Source organism: Bacillus sp. 166amftsu, from assembly GCF_900107445.1.
Classification (GTDB): domain Bacteria; phylum Bacillota; class Bacilli; order Bacillales; family Bacillaceae_G; genus Bacillus_A; species Bacillus_A arachidis.
Genome location: NZ_FNQA01000010.1, coordinates 23,706 through 38,907 on the forward strand (window position 1 = coordinate 23,706; position 15,202 = coordinate 38,907).

Here is a 15,202-nt window from a genome sequence, read left to right on the forward strand (position 1 = left end):
GTTTAAGTATGTTGAAAAAAAGAGCCGATTCAAAGAATTGAATCGACTCTTTTTTCATTAACTAAGCACTAACTCAGCTGTTAACTTTTTTTTTAATTTCGCCAGCATATCAGCTGTCATTTTATCTAAATCATACTCCGCTTTAAAGCCCCACTCTTCTTTCGCTGCGGTTGCATCGATTGAATTCGGCCAGCTGTTTGCGATTGTTTGACGAGCTGGATCTACAGCGTAATCTATTGTAAACGTCGGAATATGCTTACGGATTGCTGCTGCGATTTGCTCTGGCTCGAAACTCATTGCAGTAATATTAAAAGCGTTACGGTGTATTAACTTACTTGGCTCTGCTTCCATTAAAGAAACAATTGCTTGCAGTGCATCTGGCATATACATCATATCCATGTAGGTGCCTTCCGCAATGTAAGAGGTGTAGGTACCTTTTTTAATTGCTTCATAATAAATTTCAACTGCATAATCAGTTGTACCGCCTCCTGGAGGAGCTACATAAGAAATTAAGCCTGGGAAACGTACACCGCGCGTATCAACGCCAAATTTTTGATGATAATAATCACATAATAATTCTCCTGCTACTTTGTTTACTCCATACATCGTAGTAGGGCGTTGGATTGTATCTTGTGGTGTATTATCTTTTGGCGTTGTTGGACCAAATGCGCCAATAGAACTTGGCGTGAAAAATTTACAGTCTAGTTCACGTGCTGCTTCTAATGCATTTACAAGTCCACCCATATTTAAATTCCAAGCGAATAGCGGATTTTTTTCTGCAGTTGCTGAAAGTAAAGCTGCTAAATGAATAATTGTATCCACTTCATTACGTTTCGCAATGTCGTGTAGTTTTTGACCATCAGTTACATCTAATGTTTCAAATGGACCAGACTTTACCACTTCACTGTCCGTTTCACGAATATCTGTTGCAATAATGTTTGATGCGCCGTATACATCACGAAGTTTCATCACAAGCTCAGAACCAATTTGTCCTAAAGAACCGGTTACTAGAATTTTTTTCATTTTCTCCACTCCTCATTTGCAAGCTTTCAAAAGATGTGTAATTGTGTTAAATGATTCCCATTTCTTTACCCACTTTTTCATACGTACGAATCGCTTCATCCAGCATTTCTTTCGTATGAGCTGCTGTTGGCATATTACGAACACGACCTGTCCCTTTTGCTACAGTCGGGAACACAATAGATTTTGCATATACGCCTTCTTCATTTAGACGTTTACTAAATTCTTGTGTTAATACTTCATCGCCGATGATACAAGGTGTAATTGGTGTTTCACTTTCGCCAATATTGAATCCAAGTTCTTTTAAACCTTGTTTTAAATAACGACCATTTTCCCATAAGCGATCATGTAATTCCGTACTTTCCATTAAAATCTCAATCGATCTCATACAAGCTGCTGCATCTGCTGGCGTTAGCGCTGTTGAGAATAAGAATGGACGTGAACGAACTTTTAGCCAATCAATTAAGTTTTGTTTTCCTGCTACATATCCACCGACTACACCAATCGCTTTTGATAATGTACCAATTTGGAAATCTACTTTATCAGAAAGACCGAAATGTTTTACAGTACCTGCACCTTTTCCAAGTACACCTGAACCATGTGCATCATCAACATATGTCATTAAATCTAGTTCCTCTGCAATCTCAACAATTTCTGGTAGTTTCGCAACATCACCATCCATTGAGAACACACCATCTGTGATAACCATTAATTTATTATAAAGCCCCGATTCCTTCGCCTCGGTTGCTTTTTTACGTAAATCTTCCATATCAGAATGTTTATACACAATAATTTTTGCTTTTGATAAACGACTACCGTCAATAATAGACGCATGGTTTAATTCATCAGAGAGAATTGCATCATTTTTATCCATAACAGCTGAAATCGCTGCCATATTACAGTTAAATCCTGATTGATATGCAATTGCTGCTTCTGTATGTTTAAATTTCGCAATTGTTTCTTCTAATTTGATATGCAAATCAAGAGTACCGTTAATTGTACGAACCGCTCCTGCACCAACGCCATACTTATGAATCGCACCAATTGCTGCTTCTTGCAGACGATTATCTGTTGCTAAACCAAGATAGTTATTTGAAGATAAGTTAATATATTCTTTCCCGCCAATTGTAATGATCGGTCCATTTGGACTTTCCAGCGGATCAATTACGTTATAAAGCCCTTTTGCTTTTAAATCCTCTAAATTTTCTTCTAAAAAGTTTGCAAGTGTTTTACTAGACATCGTGAAGCCTCCCCATCGTTCATGTAAGCGAATCATTATCTTAACAATTCCAATAATTCCAATACTAGCTTAACACGTTTTCAGAATTTATTATAGAAAAATAGCTTAGAGAAAACGCTTACAACTTTTAATTATATAGGATTACATACAAGAAATCTATGATTTACTTCAATTGTTTGATAGAATAAAAAAATGTTTTTAGGAGCTGAGAAAATGGCATTTACAGAATCTGAAGTATATAATAATGACTCTTTTTTTGAACAGTACATGAAGCGCAGATATCGAAAAGACAATCCAAATGAAGCAATGGAAAAGCCAGCTTTATTACAGCTCATCGGGGACATGAAAGGAAAGAACATTCTTGACTTAGGATGCGGTGATGCTAAATTTGGTATAGAATTATTGCAAAAAGGCTGCCTATCTTACACTGGTATTGAAGGCTCTTACCTTATGTATACAGAAGCTATCAAACAACTCGAAAACGTAAATGGCACTGTCCATTTCACGAACCTCAAAGACTATACATACCCCTCTTCTACTTTTGATCTCGTTACATCTAGACTCGCCCTGCACTATATTGAGCATCTTGATATTATTTTTCAAAACGTCTATCAAACTTTAAAAACAGATGGAATTTTCACCTTTAGTGTACAACATCCCGTTATTACCTCTTCCTTTGAGAGCTTACAAAGTAGTGGGAAACGTACAAGCTGGCTTATTGATGATTATTTTAAAATTGGGAAACGTACAGAACCGTGGATTGACCAAGAGGTAATCAAATACCATCGTACTACTGAACAGTACTTCACCCTCTTACAACAAGCTGGATTTACAATTACAGACTTACAAGAAGCAACACCAAAGCGAAAACATTTCCAAAATGAAGAAGAATATAAGCGCAGATTGCGTATTCCCCTCTTTCTCTTGTTTTCTTGTAAAAAATAAAAAAGCGATGAATTTTCATCGCTTTTTTATTTCACCACTCGCCCTTTCTGCGGAAGCAAACATCTTCCTCTTCCCTGTGGAATACATAGCGGTGTTCCAAATAAAGGATCTGTTGTAATTTGACAATCCATACGGAATACATCACGAACTAGCTTACAATCGACAATTTCTTCTGGTTTGCCTTGTGCATAAATTTGTTTGTCTTGAATGGCTACAATATTATCAGCATAGCGGCATGCTAAGTTTAAATCATGTAGTACCATAACAATTGTTCTTTGCTCTGTTTCATTTAATTCAAATAATAAATCTAACACTTCAATTTGGTGTGTCATATCCAAGTATGTTGTTGGCTCATCTAACAGAATAATATCTGTATCTTGTGCAAGTGTCATTGCAATCCAAGCGCGCTGACGTTGTCCACCTGAAAGTGCGTGAACATCACGCTCAGCAAATTCAGTCATACCTGTTGCTGCAAGTGCTTTTTGTACCATTTCTTCATCTTTTTCTGACCATTGCTTGAGCCATGTTTGATATGGATAACGCCCTTGTTTCACAAGTTGCAGTACAGTAAGTCCTTCTGGAGCTTGAGGCCCTTGTGGTAAAATTGCCATTTGGCGAGCAATTTGCTTTGTTTGCATATTTTGAATCGCATTATCCTCTAATAAAATATCGCCGGATGTCGGTTTTAATAAACGAGCAAGCGAGCGTAATAAAGTTGATTTCCCACAGCCGTTAGAACCGATAAAAATCGTAATTTTCCCTTTTGGGATCTCTAAATTTAATTCATTAATAATAATTGTTTCACCATAAGACAATGTTAACGATTTCGTCTCTAATGCTTTTTGCATGTTCATCTCCCCTTACTCCGTTTTTTAATAGATAGAAAGCCATCTATGTACTTTTTACCTTTATGAATTTCGACTTTTATAAAGTAAATAAATAAAATACGGAGCACCAATTGCTGATGTAAATACACCTGCTGGAATTTCAAGCGGGGCAAAAACTGTACGGCCAATTAAATCAGCAGCAAGTACTAAAATAGCACCTACAATAGCTGCTACGGGAAGTAACGCACCATATAAAGAACCAACTAATCTTCTTGAAATATGGGGTGCCATTAAACCGACAAAGCCAATCCCACCAGCAAAAGCAACCGCTCCTCCAATTAACGCTGTACTAAGGAGCAAAAGGAAGAATCTTGATTTCGTTAAACGAATACCAAGTCCAGTCGCGATATCATCACCAAGTTCTTGGGCATTTAAATGTCTCGCCGATATAAATGCAATCACTGTTAAAATAAGAACCCAAGGTGCTAGCACCCCTACATTTTGCCATGATGAACCGTAAACAGTACCAGTAATCCACACGTTTGCTTGACTCGCTTGATAAATAGGTGCTAACAACATAAATAAAGTCGTAGCTGCCTTCGTTAATGCCCAAAATCCAACACCAATTAAAACAAGGCTAATTGGCGACAACCCATCATTTCTCCATGCAAATAAATATACACAAAGTGCAACGATGGTTGCCCCAATAAAGGCTGCCAGTGGCATATAATGAATACTTACCGTTAATGCATTATTTTTATCACTAAATAAAGCAAGAAATAGGACAACTGCTACACTTGCCCCCCCCGTAATCCCAATAATATCAGGAGACGCAAGTGGATTTCGAACGAGCCCTTGTAAAATACAACCAGCTACAGCAAGAGCTATCCCTACAAGAATTGCAATTAAAATACGCGGCATACGGAACTTATTTACGACCATATTAGACATTGCATCACCGTTCCCGGTAATTGCTTGCCATACATCATATGGGACTATTTTCATCTCCCCCATACCCGCGCTTGCGAAAAATAATCCGATTAAAACAATTAATAAACCTGACAAGACGAGAAAAACTCGTTTATACATTAAAAACGAGAGGCCGTCTTTTCCTATACGAAACGGAATATACTTCTTCATTTGCTAAGCCCTCTCTTACGTGCAATATAAATAAAGAATGGTGCACCAATAAATGCTGTCATAACCCCTACTGGAACTTCTTGTGGCATAATGACATATCTTGCAGCAATATCTGCAAGTAATAACAAAATGGCACCTAACAACCCACTATATGGAACTCTCCAACGATGATCTACACCGACAAGAGCTCTTGCAAAATGAGGGATAATAATTCCAATAAAGCCAATTGGACCTGCAACAGCAACTGAGCCGCCAGACAGTAAAACAATAATGAGTAGTACCAAAGATTTCATCCAAACAGTTCGTTGCCCCAATCCTTTCGCAACATCTTCTCCCATCATTAATGTATTTACTTTTCCTGCCATTAGCAGAGAAGCGATCCATCCTATTAATAAATAAGGAAATACAGACTGTAATATTTCTAACTTTCTCCCTTGTACAGAACCAGCTAACCAAAATAGTACTTCTTCTAATGCTTGCTCGTTTAATACGAGCAAACCTTGTGTTAAAGACGAGAATAAAGCACTAATTGCTACCCCTGCCAAAGTCAGCTTAAGTGGGGTTGTCCCTTCTTTCCCTAAGGAACTAGATGCGAATACAAGTGCAGCAGCAACCGCTGTACCTAAAAAGGCAATCCAGGTAAACGCTGACAAAGATGTTATCGAAAAAACAACAATTGCTACAACAATGAAAAAGGCAGCACCTGAGTTTAATCCAATAAAATCTGGAGCAGCAAGTGGATTCTTAGTTAAAGTTTGCATTAAGCAACCAGCGATAGCTAAACTAGCACCAACACTAGCAGCAATTAACGCCCTTGGAAGACGTACATTTTGAATAATAATATGTTCATTCGAACCATTAAAATGAAAAAAAGCATCAAGTGCTAATTTCCCACTTGTATTTGTATATCCAAAAATAATACTTCCCCAAATACAAGCAATAACTCCAATGATTCCAACAAATAATCCAACCCATTTTGCTTGATTTGTTTTTAATAACATGCAGCGTTTCTCCTTCAATGTATAATGATACGTTGTTAGTCTATTGTAACTTAATTCGCATTGTCAATGATAGTAATAATTATTTTCAATTAAATCTATTGACAATCTATTTATAAACCCTTAACATCAAGCTTGCTAATGAAAATTATTCTCAATATTTAGGGGGATACATAATGAATTTCATCAAACAAAAATCATTTGTATTATTTGTATTCGTGTTATCATTTTCACTCCTTTTAGGGGCATGTGGGAAATCTGATAACAAGGCTGAGCCTAAAAAAGAAGAAAAGAAAGAAATGATTACTGTAGAACATGCAATGGGTAAAACAGAAGTTCCTGCTAATCCAAAGCGTATCGTTATTTTAACAAATGAAGGAACCGAAGCTTTACTTACCCTTGGTATAACACCAGTCGGTGCTGCTGAATCACCTACCGGTAACCCATGGTATCCACATACGAAAGATAAACTGAAAGATGTAAAAACTGTCGGTACCGAGCTTCAACCCAATGTAGAAGCAATTGCTTCTTTAAAACCCGACTTAATCATTGGTAACAAACTGCGTCACGAAAAAATATACGAGCAATTAAAAGGCATTGCTCCTACTGTTTTCTCAGAAACACTACGCGGTGAATGGAAAGATAACTTTAAACTTTATGCAAAAGCAGTAAATAAAGAAAAAGAAGGTCAAAAAGTATTAGCTGATTACGACAAACGTATCAAAGACTTAAAAGGCAAACTTGGTGATAAAGTAAATCAAGAAATTTCTATGGTGCGCTTTATGCCTGGTGATGTTCGTATTTATCACGGAGATACATTCTCTGGTGTTATTTTAAAAGAACTTGGTTTCAAACGTCCTGGTGATCAAAACAAAAATGACTTTGCAGAACGCAATGTATCTAAAGAGCGCATCCCTGCAATGGATGGTGATATCATCTTCTACTTCACATATGATAAAGGTAATGAGAAAAAAGGTTCTGAATTAGAGAAAGAATATATCAATGATCCTCTATTCAAAAACTTAAATGCTTCTAAAAATGGGAAAGTATATAAAGTTGACGATGTCATTTGGAATACAGCTGGCGGTGTAATGGCAGCAAACTTAATGCTAGATGATATTGAAAAACGATTTGTAAAATAACATTCTTCTAAAGCAGCTCCCCTTCTTGGGAGCTGTTTTTTAATTTCATTGAAGTGTCACATTATTTCATTTTGTATTTTTATTCTCAATATGTTATATTGTAATAGTAAATAAAATATATTTTCTCTATATCAGAAGAGTTATTTTAATCTAAATTTTCTGATTAGTCATTATTTTATTTTCTTTTGGAATTCAAATACTACATTTGAAAACGCTTATTATCTAGTTTTCAGGGAAAAATACAGTAACGGTTGAAGCTTCAATAGATTATTAAATAAATTTTCTTTCTATTTCCATATAATTCTATTGACTTCTAAATATTTTGTAAATTAAAATGATTACATAAATATCCGTTATACAGGATTAGGGGGAAACAATATGGATGCAGCTTTAAAAGTAGAAAAAGCTGGAGAGCAACAATCACCAAAAAAACATCCACCTGGATTATACTTGTTGTTCTTAACAGAAATGTGGGAAAGATTTAGTTATTACGGAATGCGTGGTCTTTTAGTTCTTTATTTAACAACAGCTGCTATTAGTGGCGGTTTAGGATTTGATAAAGCAGTAGCTGTACAAATTTATGGTACATTTACAATGCTTGTATATTTCACACCAATTATTGGTGGTTGGTTAACTGACCACTTCATAACAAAACGCCATGCAATCACTCTTGGTGGTATTATCATGGCACTTGGTAACTTCGTACTATTCTCGATGAATACAAAAACTGGACTCTTTTTAGGATTAGGCTTACTAGTTATTGGTAATGGATTCTTTAAACCGAATATTTCTACATTGTTAGGTGAACTGTACGGTGAAAATGATTCACGTCGTGACAGTGCTTTTACAATCTTTTACATGGGTATCAACGTCGGCGCTTTCTTCGCACCACTAATTTGTGGTTTCCTAGCTGAAGACTTCTTTAAAACAAGTGCTGATGGCGTTATGGTTATGGGTTATAAATATGGATTCTTGGCTGCTTGTATCGGTATGATTATCGGTCAGATTTTCTTTAACCTATTAGCTCCACGTTACCTTGGTAAAGCAGGCACAACAGTTGTAGGTAAAAAATCAAAAGATACAAATGCAAAAGTTATTGAGAAAAAACCTTTAACAAAACAAGAAAAGAACCGTACTTGGGCAATCATCATTTTAACTTGCTTCGTTGTTTTCTTCTGGGCAGGTTTTGAACAAGCCGGTAGTTCTTTAACACTATATACAAACACTTTTGTTGATCGCACAATTTTCGGATGGGAAGTTCCAACATCTTGGTTCCAATCTGTTAACCCAGCATTTATCGTTTTATTAGCACCATTTGTTTCTATGTTATGGATAAAGCTTTCTAAAACAAAACGTGGTGACTTAAAAGTTCCAACAAAAATGGCACTTGGTATGATTTTATTAGGTATCGGTTACCTTGTTTTAACATTAGCTGTTCTGAAAACTGGTAGCGACGAAGCACACATTGCTACTAAAGCAAATTTATTATTCATCGTTTTCACATACCTGTTCCATACAATTGGTGAATTATTCTTATCACCAATCGGTCTATCAATGGTAAGTGCAATTGCACCTATAAAGTTAGCTTCTTTATTAATGGGTGTATGGATGGCTGGTACTGGATGCGCAAACTGGCTAGCTGGTAAATTAGCTTCCTTCACACAATCTTTAGGATACTTAGAAGTATTCGCAAGTATCGGTATTATCGTAATCGTACTAGGCTTAATACTTCTTATGTTCTCTAAAAAAATTGCACATATGATGGAATAAAAAAAGCGGAGAGAATTCTCCGCCTTTTTTATTCCTCTTCTAATGCTGTCACATCTACTTGTACCGTCTCATGCGGTGTCTTCACATCATGTACATTTGCGATTCCACGTCCCTCATCACAACTTTCAATCCAAACCGGTACACCATGGTAAGTTACATCAATTCTACTTGAAGATGACAAAATTTGTTTTACACGCTTTACATCCATTCAGTATCTCTCCTTCCATTTATAACACTCTTTTTATCTTTTCATATTTCTTTGAACTATATTCCATAAGAAAAAGACGTATATTTCTATACGCCTTTTTCCATAATATTAAAATTTTACAAAAATAATGTCTTTACAACTTCACTTACTTTCTCATTATGCACTTGATAATATACTTCTAAGCCACGTCTTTCAAAACGAACAACTTTATTCTGTTTTAATTTCGTTAAATGTTGTGAAACAGTAGATTGCGGAATTTCTAAAACTTCCTGCAATTGTGTTACGTTACAAGTACCGCGTTCCATAAGCTCCATTACAAGGCGGAGTCGAAGCGGGTGAGCTAACGCTCGTAGCATTTGTACATCCTCTTCTGAAATACGACAATCAAATTGATTTTGATTCATAAAGTTCCCCTCATTTTTTCATTTTTATTTTCTCTTTATTTATTTTTATATATTTGTTTTTATATTTCCTGTTACGACACAACTTTATCAACCCAAAATAAAAAAATTATTTCCTCCTTTTATCAACATACCATTAAGAGCAATAACCCCTGCTGATTTTGAATATTATACTACACGCTTTAGTGAAAAAGCAAAAAAAACAGATAGGAATACTTTGCTTCTAAAAGCTGTTTTATCAACCTTTTTGTTATATTCCTTCCTTAAAATAATCATTGTAATGGTATTGTAAAATACTTTTCTCAAATGATATATCCTTGCAATCTTTTTAGTCATTTATCTCTCCCTTTGCTACCATAAAAAAGTAAAGTTTTGATAAGGAAAAGAATGCAAAATGAAAAAGTGGTTCATAATAAATTTAATTCGTATTGTACTTAGGCTATACAACCCCAGACTGTTCTATTAAATATAAAGATGTGACATATCAAATTCTAAGCATTCCTCCTTCATTCTTGATAAACCGGGAATCGTGTACTTTCGTACACACGATTTCTCTTTTTGTCTAGTTTATGAACAAAATGTAGCGGAATTTTTACAGTTAATACTATTATGGAATAAATATACTTTTTCACGTTGACAATAGTGTTGAACAAGAATATACTTAGCATGTAAGTTGATTGTGAATCATTTCACAAATTAATGTGAATACCTTCACATATTATAGATAGGAGTTGTCATTATTATGAGTACTTGGACACAAATTTATGACCCGTTAAACAACATTTGGTTATCAGCAATCGTTGCTGCTCTTCCAATCTTATTCTTCGTTCTTTGTTTAACAGTATTTAAGATCAAAGGATATTTATCAGGACTTTATAGTGTGATTTTAGCAATTATTCTTTCTATTTTTGTTTTCAAAATGCCAGCAACTATGGCAGTATCATCAGCTGCATTTGGTGTAGCAGCTGGATTTTATCCAATTTGTACAATTGTTATTGCAGCAATCTTCCTTTACAAATTAACTGTAAAAACTGAGCAATTTAATGTTATTCGTGACAGCATTTCCAGTATTACAAACGATCGTCGTCTTCAAGTGTTATTAATTGCTTATTCTTTCGGTGCTTTCTTAGAAGGTGCAGCTGGCTTTGGTGTACCGGTTGCAATTACAGCAGCATTACTTGTAGGTATGGGCTTTAATCCATTAAAAGCAGCAGGTATTTGTTTAGTTGCAAATATTGCTGGTGGAGCAATGGGAGCAATGGGTATTCCAGTTACAGTCCCTGCTCAATTAACTCAAATAGATCCATTAATTGTTGGGCGTCAAACTGTAACATTATTACCTTTCATTAGCTTTGTACTACCATTTTTACTTGTTGCAATGGTAGACGGTTTTAAGGGAATTAAAGAAACTTGGCAAGGTATCCTTGTAAGTGGTGGTTCCTTTGCCATTACACAATTCCTTGTAACATACTTCCTTGGTGCAGAACTAACTGATATCTTTGCTGCTGTTGTCAGCATGGTTTCATTAGCTTTATTCTTACGTGTATGGCAGCCAAAATCTTCAGCTCAATCTCAAGCTGAAGCTGGGCAGGCGGAAAAACATAGTTACACAATGAAACAAATTTTATATGCTTGGTCACCATTTGCTTTCTTAACTGCATTCGTAACAATTTTCAATTTAAAAGCAATTAAAGGTTTATTCGCTCCAGATGGTGCATTAGGAAGCTTAGTATGGAACATCCAAATTCCTGGCTTACACAATCACGTTATTAAAACAACACCAATTGTAAGTGCAGATACACCATTTGCAGCAATCTTCAAACTAGATGTATTTTCATCTACAACTACTGCAATTGTATTGGCAATCATCGTATCTTTACTTGTATATCGTGCAAAAGGGCAATTGGTTAAAGAATTAACTATTGAAACATTAAAAGAACTGAAGGCTCCGATTTATACAATTTGTAGTGTAATTGCATTAGCATATGTAACAAACTATTCTGGTATGTCTTCTACTCTTGGACTAGCTTTATCATCTACAGGCGATGCCTTCCCAATCTTATCTCCAATCTTAGGTTGGATCGGCGTATTCTTAACTGGTTCAGTAGTATCAAGTGGTTCTTTATTCGCACCGCTTCAAGCAGTAACTGCAGCACAATTAGATATCGTACCATCTACACTCGTTGCACTAAATGTAGTCGGCGGTACAATGGCAAAAATGGTTTCACCACAATCTGTAGCAGTTGCTTGTGCAGCAGTTGGACTAGTTGGTAAAGAATCTGCTCTATTTAAAACAGCGATGAAATATAGTTTAATTTTCTTACTTGTAATTAGCTTACTTCAACTTAACTCTATATTTAATATCTTTTAAAAGATGAAAACGATCCCTGTATAGGGATCGTTTTTATTTCCTTCTTTTTCACATCACGAACACGGGTGAGAATACCTTATACTTTTGTATAAAAAATCCCAATACACACGTATCAGGATTTTTTATTTTTTAATAACGATGCCCCAGCTATCTCTGGATGCGTCATTTCATATGGATCCAAAATAATATCGAGCTCTTCTTCTGTTAACACACCATGTTCTAAGCAAAGCTCACGAACAGATTTCCCTGTTTCAATTGCCTCCCGAGCAATACGAGACGCCGTCTCATACCCAATATGAGGATTCACCGCTGTAATAATTCCAACGCTTTTCTCAACATATTGTTTTAACAATTTTTCATTTGCAGTAATACCTTTAATACAATATTCACGAAATACGCGGAATGCATTATTCATAATACTAATAGATTGAATTAAATTAAATACTAACACCGGCTCCATTACATTTAATTCTAATTGTCCTGCCTCTGATGCTAAACATATTGTATGGTCGTTTCCAATAACTTGGAAGGCTACTTGATTAATCACTTCTGCCATAACTGGATTCACTTTTCCTGGCATAATAGATGATCCTGGTTGACGAGCTGGTAATTGAATTTCAGCTAGCCCGACACGTGGACCAGATGCCATAATACGCAAGTCATTAGCAATTTTAGACATGTTCATCATACATACTTTTAGTGCGGCTGATACTTCCGTATACGCATCTGTATTTTGCGTTGCATCCACTAAATGCTCCGCACCAATAAGTGGAAATCCACTAATATTGCGTAAATGCTTTACAACTTGTTCGATATAAATTGGATTTGCATTTAATCCTGTCCCAACAGCCGTTGCGCCCATATTCACTTCATACAAATGTTGACGAGATTGCCTAATGCGTTTTATATCGCGCCCAAGTACTCGGCTATATGCTTCAAACTCTTGTCCAAGACGAATTGGAACTGCATCCTGCAAATGCGTACGTCCCATTTTTATCACATGATCAAATTCTTTTGCTTTATCAGTAAATGCACTGTGCAATGCATCCATGGTAATAAGGAGTTCTTCTAGCATCATAAGCACTGCAATATGAATTCCTGTTGGGAACGCATCATTTGTTGATTGTGCCATGTTCACATGTGTATTTGGACTAATAGTTGCATAGTTCCCTTTTTCATAACCCATTCTCTCAAGTGCACGGTTTGCAATAACCTCATTTGTATTCATATTAATAGAAGTTCCTGCCCCGCCTTGAATCGGATCTACAATAAATTGCTCATGAAACTTCCCATCAATAATTTCTTGAGCTGATTTTGCAATTTCTTCCCCAATATTTTCTTGCAAATAACCTGTCTCCATATTTGCAAGCGCTGCCGCTTTTTTGACTATTGCCATTGCTGTAATTAATGACGTATGAATACGATATCCTGTGATCGGAAAATTTTCTACAGCTCTTAATGTTTGAACACCATAATAAGCTGCACTTGGTACTTCCTTTTCCCCCAGAAAGTCTTTTTCAATACGTATATCTTTCGTTACTATCATTTTTTATCACCTATACTTTTCATTCTAATCAATGACCTAGAAATATTTTCTATGAAAATATGATTTTTGTAAGAGATATATTTCCATATCTTTCTCCACTATATCTCACCTTTTTTGAAAGCGCAAACAATACCATTTTTCTGCAAAATCGATTCCGCACTCATACTTCTTTCTGGTGTATAAAGATTACGCTATTGCTGTATCTTCTCCCCCAATTTTCTTTATTTCCACTCGTTTAATTTGATGCATATCTTTTTCAAGAACTTTGAAAACCCATCCATTTGTCTCCATGATATCACCTTCAGTGATTGTTTGTTTTTGCATCATGATCCACCCCCCAATCGTATCTACATCATCAGCAACTAGATGTAAACCAAGCAAATCATTCACTTCACTAATGAGTACTTTTCCATCAATAATTTTATATGTTTCGCTTATATGTTCGACAGGCGGATGTTCATCTTCATCATATTCATCTCGAATCTCACCGACTATTTCCTCCAAAATATCTTCAAGTGTCACAATTCCTGCTGTTCCTCCATATTCATCATATAAAATTGCAAGCGGTATTCGTTTTTTTTGCATTTGCAATAACAAATCATGAATTGGAATGTTTTCTAGCACTTCAATAACAGGTCTTGTATACGAAGTAATGGAGCGGTCTTCCTCTTGTTCACCATCCATATAATGAATAAATAAGTCTTTTACATTGACCATCCCAATAATTTCATCTTTATCTTCTCCAAATACAGGATACCTTGTATACTTTTCTTGTCCAATCACTTTAACATGTGTCTCAAACGGTTCATCTTCATATAAACCGACTATTTCAGTACGCGGAACCATAATTTCTTTTGCTAACCGATTATCAAATTCAAAAATATTATTTACATACTTAAATTCCGCTTGATTAATTTCTCCGCTTTCATAACTCTCCGATAAAATAAGTCTTAACTCCTCTTCTGAATGTGCAACTTCATGCTCAGAAGCAGGATGCAATCCAAATATACCAGTCACGAGGCGAGATGAACCATTGAGAGCCCAAATAAACGGATACATAATACGATAAAAATAAATAAGCGGCTGAGATAGTAACAAACTCACTTGTTCCGCTTTTTGAATGGCAAGTGTTTTCGGGGCCAACTCTCCAATCACGACATGCAAAAATGTAATAACAGCAAAGGCAATAATAAACGAAACTGTACTTGCAATCGCAGGTGAAAGTTCCATCTTTAAAAATAACGGTTCCAATAAATGCTTTATCGTCGGTTCGCCTAACCACCCTAATCCTAAAGCTGTAATTGTAATTCCAAGCTGACATGCTGATAAATATTCGTCTAAATTTGAAATCACTTTCTTAGCTGCTAATGCCCCTCGTTTTTTTTCTCCTACAAGCTGATCCACGCGACTACTGCGTACTTTTATAATTGCAAATTCAACTGCCACAAAAAAACCAGTTAATGCAATAAGAATAACAACCATGATTAATTTAGTAATTTCCAAAGAACACCTTTAGCTTTTCTTAGCTAAAGTTACACCTCCTTTTTAAAAGAAGTTTTCTCTCAATCAAAACAAATGAATGAATAAAAAACGA

At 35.7% G+C, this 15,202-nt stretch carries 13 protein-coding genes; 4 read left to right on the plus strand and 9 right to left on the minus strand.

Annotated elements, in window-relative coordinates:
• Window positions 1–57 precede the first annotated feature (57 nt).
• On the minus strand, window positions 58–1,023 hold the full coding sequence (locus BLV40_RS19225; RefSeq protein WP_090692889.1) for an L-threonine 3-dehydrogenase: 966 nt from the start codon (window positions 1,021–1,023) through the stop codon (window positions 58–60).
• A gap of 46 nt (window positions 1,024–1,069) precedes the next feature.
• A complete protein-coding gene (locus BLV40_RS19230; protein WP_026593913.1) occupies window positions 1,070–2,260 on the minus strand; it encodes a glycine C-acetyltransferase in 1,191 nt (396 codons plus the stop codon).
• Between the two features lie 213 nt (window positions 2,261–2,473).
• Between BLV40_RS19230 and BLV40_RS19235 the strand changes: the two genes are divergently transcribed.
• Complete coding sequence (locus tag BLV40_RS19235; RefSeq protein WP_090692891.1) at window positions 2,474–3,205, plus strand: class I SAM-dependent methyltransferase; 732 nt, start codon at window positions 2,474–2,476, stop codon at window positions 3,203–3,205.
• A gap of 26 nt (window positions 3,206–3,231) precedes the next feature.
• Here the strand turns inward: BLV40_RS19235 and BLV40_RS19240 are convergent, their stop codons facing one another.
• The 3 genes from BLV40_RS19240 to BLV40_RS19250 are packed head-to-tail and all read right to left on the minus strand — an operon-like array spanning window position 3,232 to window position 6,173.
• Window positions 3,232–4,059, minus strand: coding sequence for an ABC transporter ATP-binding protein (locus BLV40_RS19240; protein ID WP_026593915.1), 828 nt, complete (start codon window positions 4,057–4,059; stop codon window positions 3,232–3,234).
• Window positions 4,060–4,113: 54 nt separating this feature from the next.
• Window positions 4,114–5,172 (minus strand): FecCD family ABC transporter permease, encoded by a 1,059-nt coding sequence (locus BLV40_RS19245; RefSeq protein WP_090692894.1) that lies wholly within the window; start codon window positions 5,170–5,172, stop codon window positions 4,114–4,116.
• Window positions 5,169–6,173, minus strand: coding sequence for a FecCD family ABC transporter permease (locus tag BLV40_RS19250; protein ID WP_090692897.1), 1,005 nt, complete (start codon window positions 6,171–6,173; stop codon window positions 5,169–5,171). The genes BLV40_RS19245 and BLV40_RS19250 overlap by 4 nt, the downstream gene beginning before the upstream one ends.
• A gap of 173 nt (window positions 6,174–6,346) precedes the next feature.
• On the opposite strand from BLV40_RS19250, the gene BLV40_RS19255 reads away from it, so the two are divergent.
• The gene (locus BLV40_RS19255) at window positions 6,347–7,312 is read left to right on the plus strand and encodes an ABC transporter substrate-binding protein (protein WP_026593918.1); all 966 of its coding nucleotides are present in this window, start codon (window positions 6,347–6,349) and stop codon (window positions 7,310–7,312) included.
• A gap of 378 nt (window positions 7,313–7,690) precedes the next feature.
• A complete protein-coding gene (locus tag BLV40_RS19260) occupies window positions 7,691–9,082 on the plus strand; it encodes a peptide MFS transporter (RefSeq protein ID WP_026593919.1) in 1,392 nt (463 codons plus the stop codon).
• Between the two features lie 28 nt (window positions 9,083–9,110).
• Here the strand turns inward: BLV40_RS19260 and BLV40_RS19265 are convergent, their stop codons facing one another.
• The gene (locus BLV40_RS19265; protein WP_026593920.1) at window positions 9,111–9,290 is read right to left on the minus strand and encodes an acid-soluble spore protein H; all 180 of its coding nucleotides are present in this window, start codon (window positions 9,288–9,290) and stop codon (window positions 9,111–9,113) included.
• Between the two features lie 116 nt (window positions 9,291–9,406).
• Window positions 9,407–9,694 carry an ArsR/SmtB family transcription factor gene (locus BLV40_RS19270; protein ID WP_026593921.1) on the minus strand — a complete coding sequence of 96 codons (288 nt, stop codon included), beginning with the start codon at window positions 9,692–9,694 and terminating at the stop codon, window positions 9,407–9,409.
• A 739-nt stretch (window positions 9,695–10,433) separates the two neighbouring features.
• On the opposite strand from BLV40_RS19270, the gene BLV40_RS19275 reads away from it, so the two are divergent.
• Entirely contained in the window at window positions 10,434–12,062 is a 1,629-nt protein-coding gene (locus BLV40_RS19275) for a lactate permease LctP family transporter (RefSeq protein WP_090692899.1), read from the plus strand.
• A gap of 112 nt (window positions 12,063–12,174) precedes the next feature.
• Here the strand turns inward: BLV40_RS19275 and aspA are convergent, their stop codons facing one another.
• A complete protein-coding gene (aspA, locus tag BLV40_RS19280) occupies window positions 12,175–13,608 on the minus strand; it encodes an aspartate ammonia-lyase (RefSeq protein ID WP_090692902.1) in 1,434 nt (477 codons plus the stop codon).
• 186 nt (window positions 13,609–13,794) lie between these two features.
• Complete coding sequence (locus tag BLV40_RS19285) at window positions 13,795–15,111, minus strand: hemolysin family protein (protein ID WP_090692905.1); 1,317 nt, start codon at window positions 15,109–15,111, stop codon at window positions 13,795–13,797.
• Between the last annotated feature and the right edge of the window lie 91 nt (window positions 15,112–15,202).

Excerpts from the sequence above, each read along its gene's own strand:
- BLV40_RS19225 (WP_090692889.1), bottom strand. The coding sequence starts at position 1,023 with ATGAAAAAAATTCTAGTAACCGGTTCTTTAGGACAAATTGGTTCTGAG.
- BLV40_RS19230 (WP_026593913.1), bottom strand. The coding sequence starts at position 2,260 with ATGTCTAGTAAAACACTTGCAAACTTTTTAGAAGAAAATTTAGAGGAT.
- BLV40_RS19235 (WP_090692891.1), top strand. The coding sequence starts at position 2,474 with ATGGCATTTACAGAATCTGAAGTATATAATAATGACTCTTTTTTTGAA.
- BLV40_RS19240 (WP_026593915.1), bottom strand. The coding sequence starts at position 4,059 with ATGAACATGCAAAAAGCATTAGAGACGAAATCGTTAACATTGTCTTAT.
- BLV40_RS19245 (WP_090692894.1), bottom strand. The coding sequence starts at position 5,172 with ATGAAGAAGTATATTCCGTTTCGTATAGGAAAAGACGGCCTCTCGTTT.
- BLV40_RS19250 (WP_090692897.1), bottom strand. The coding sequence starts at position 6,173 with ATGTTATTAAAAACAAATCAAGCAAAATGGGTTGGATTATTTGTTGGA.
- BLV40_RS19255 (WP_026593918.1), top strand. The coding sequence starts at position 6,347 with ATGAATTTCATCAAACAAAAATCATTTGTATTATTTGTATTCGTGTTA.
- BLV40_RS19260 (WP_026593919.1), top strand. The coding sequence starts at position 7,691 with ATGGATGCAGCTTTAAAAGTAGAAAAAGCTGGAGAGCAACAATCACCA.
- BLV40_RS19265 (WP_026593920.1), bottom strand. The coding sequence starts at position 9,290 with ATGGATGTAAAGCGTGTAAAACAAATTTTGTCATCTTCAAGTAGAATT.
- BLV40_RS19270 (WP_026593921.1), bottom strand. The coding sequence starts at position 9,694 with ATGAATCAAAATCAATTTGATTGTCGTATTTCAGAAGAGGATGTACAA.
- BLV40_RS19275 (WP_090692899.1), top strand. The coding sequence starts at position 10,434 with ATGAGTACTTGGACACAAATTTATGACCCGTTAAACAACATTTGGTTA.
- aspA (WP_090692902.1), bottom strand. The coding sequence starts at position 13,608 with ATGATAGTAACGAAAGATATACGTATTGAAAAAGACTTTCTGGGGGAA.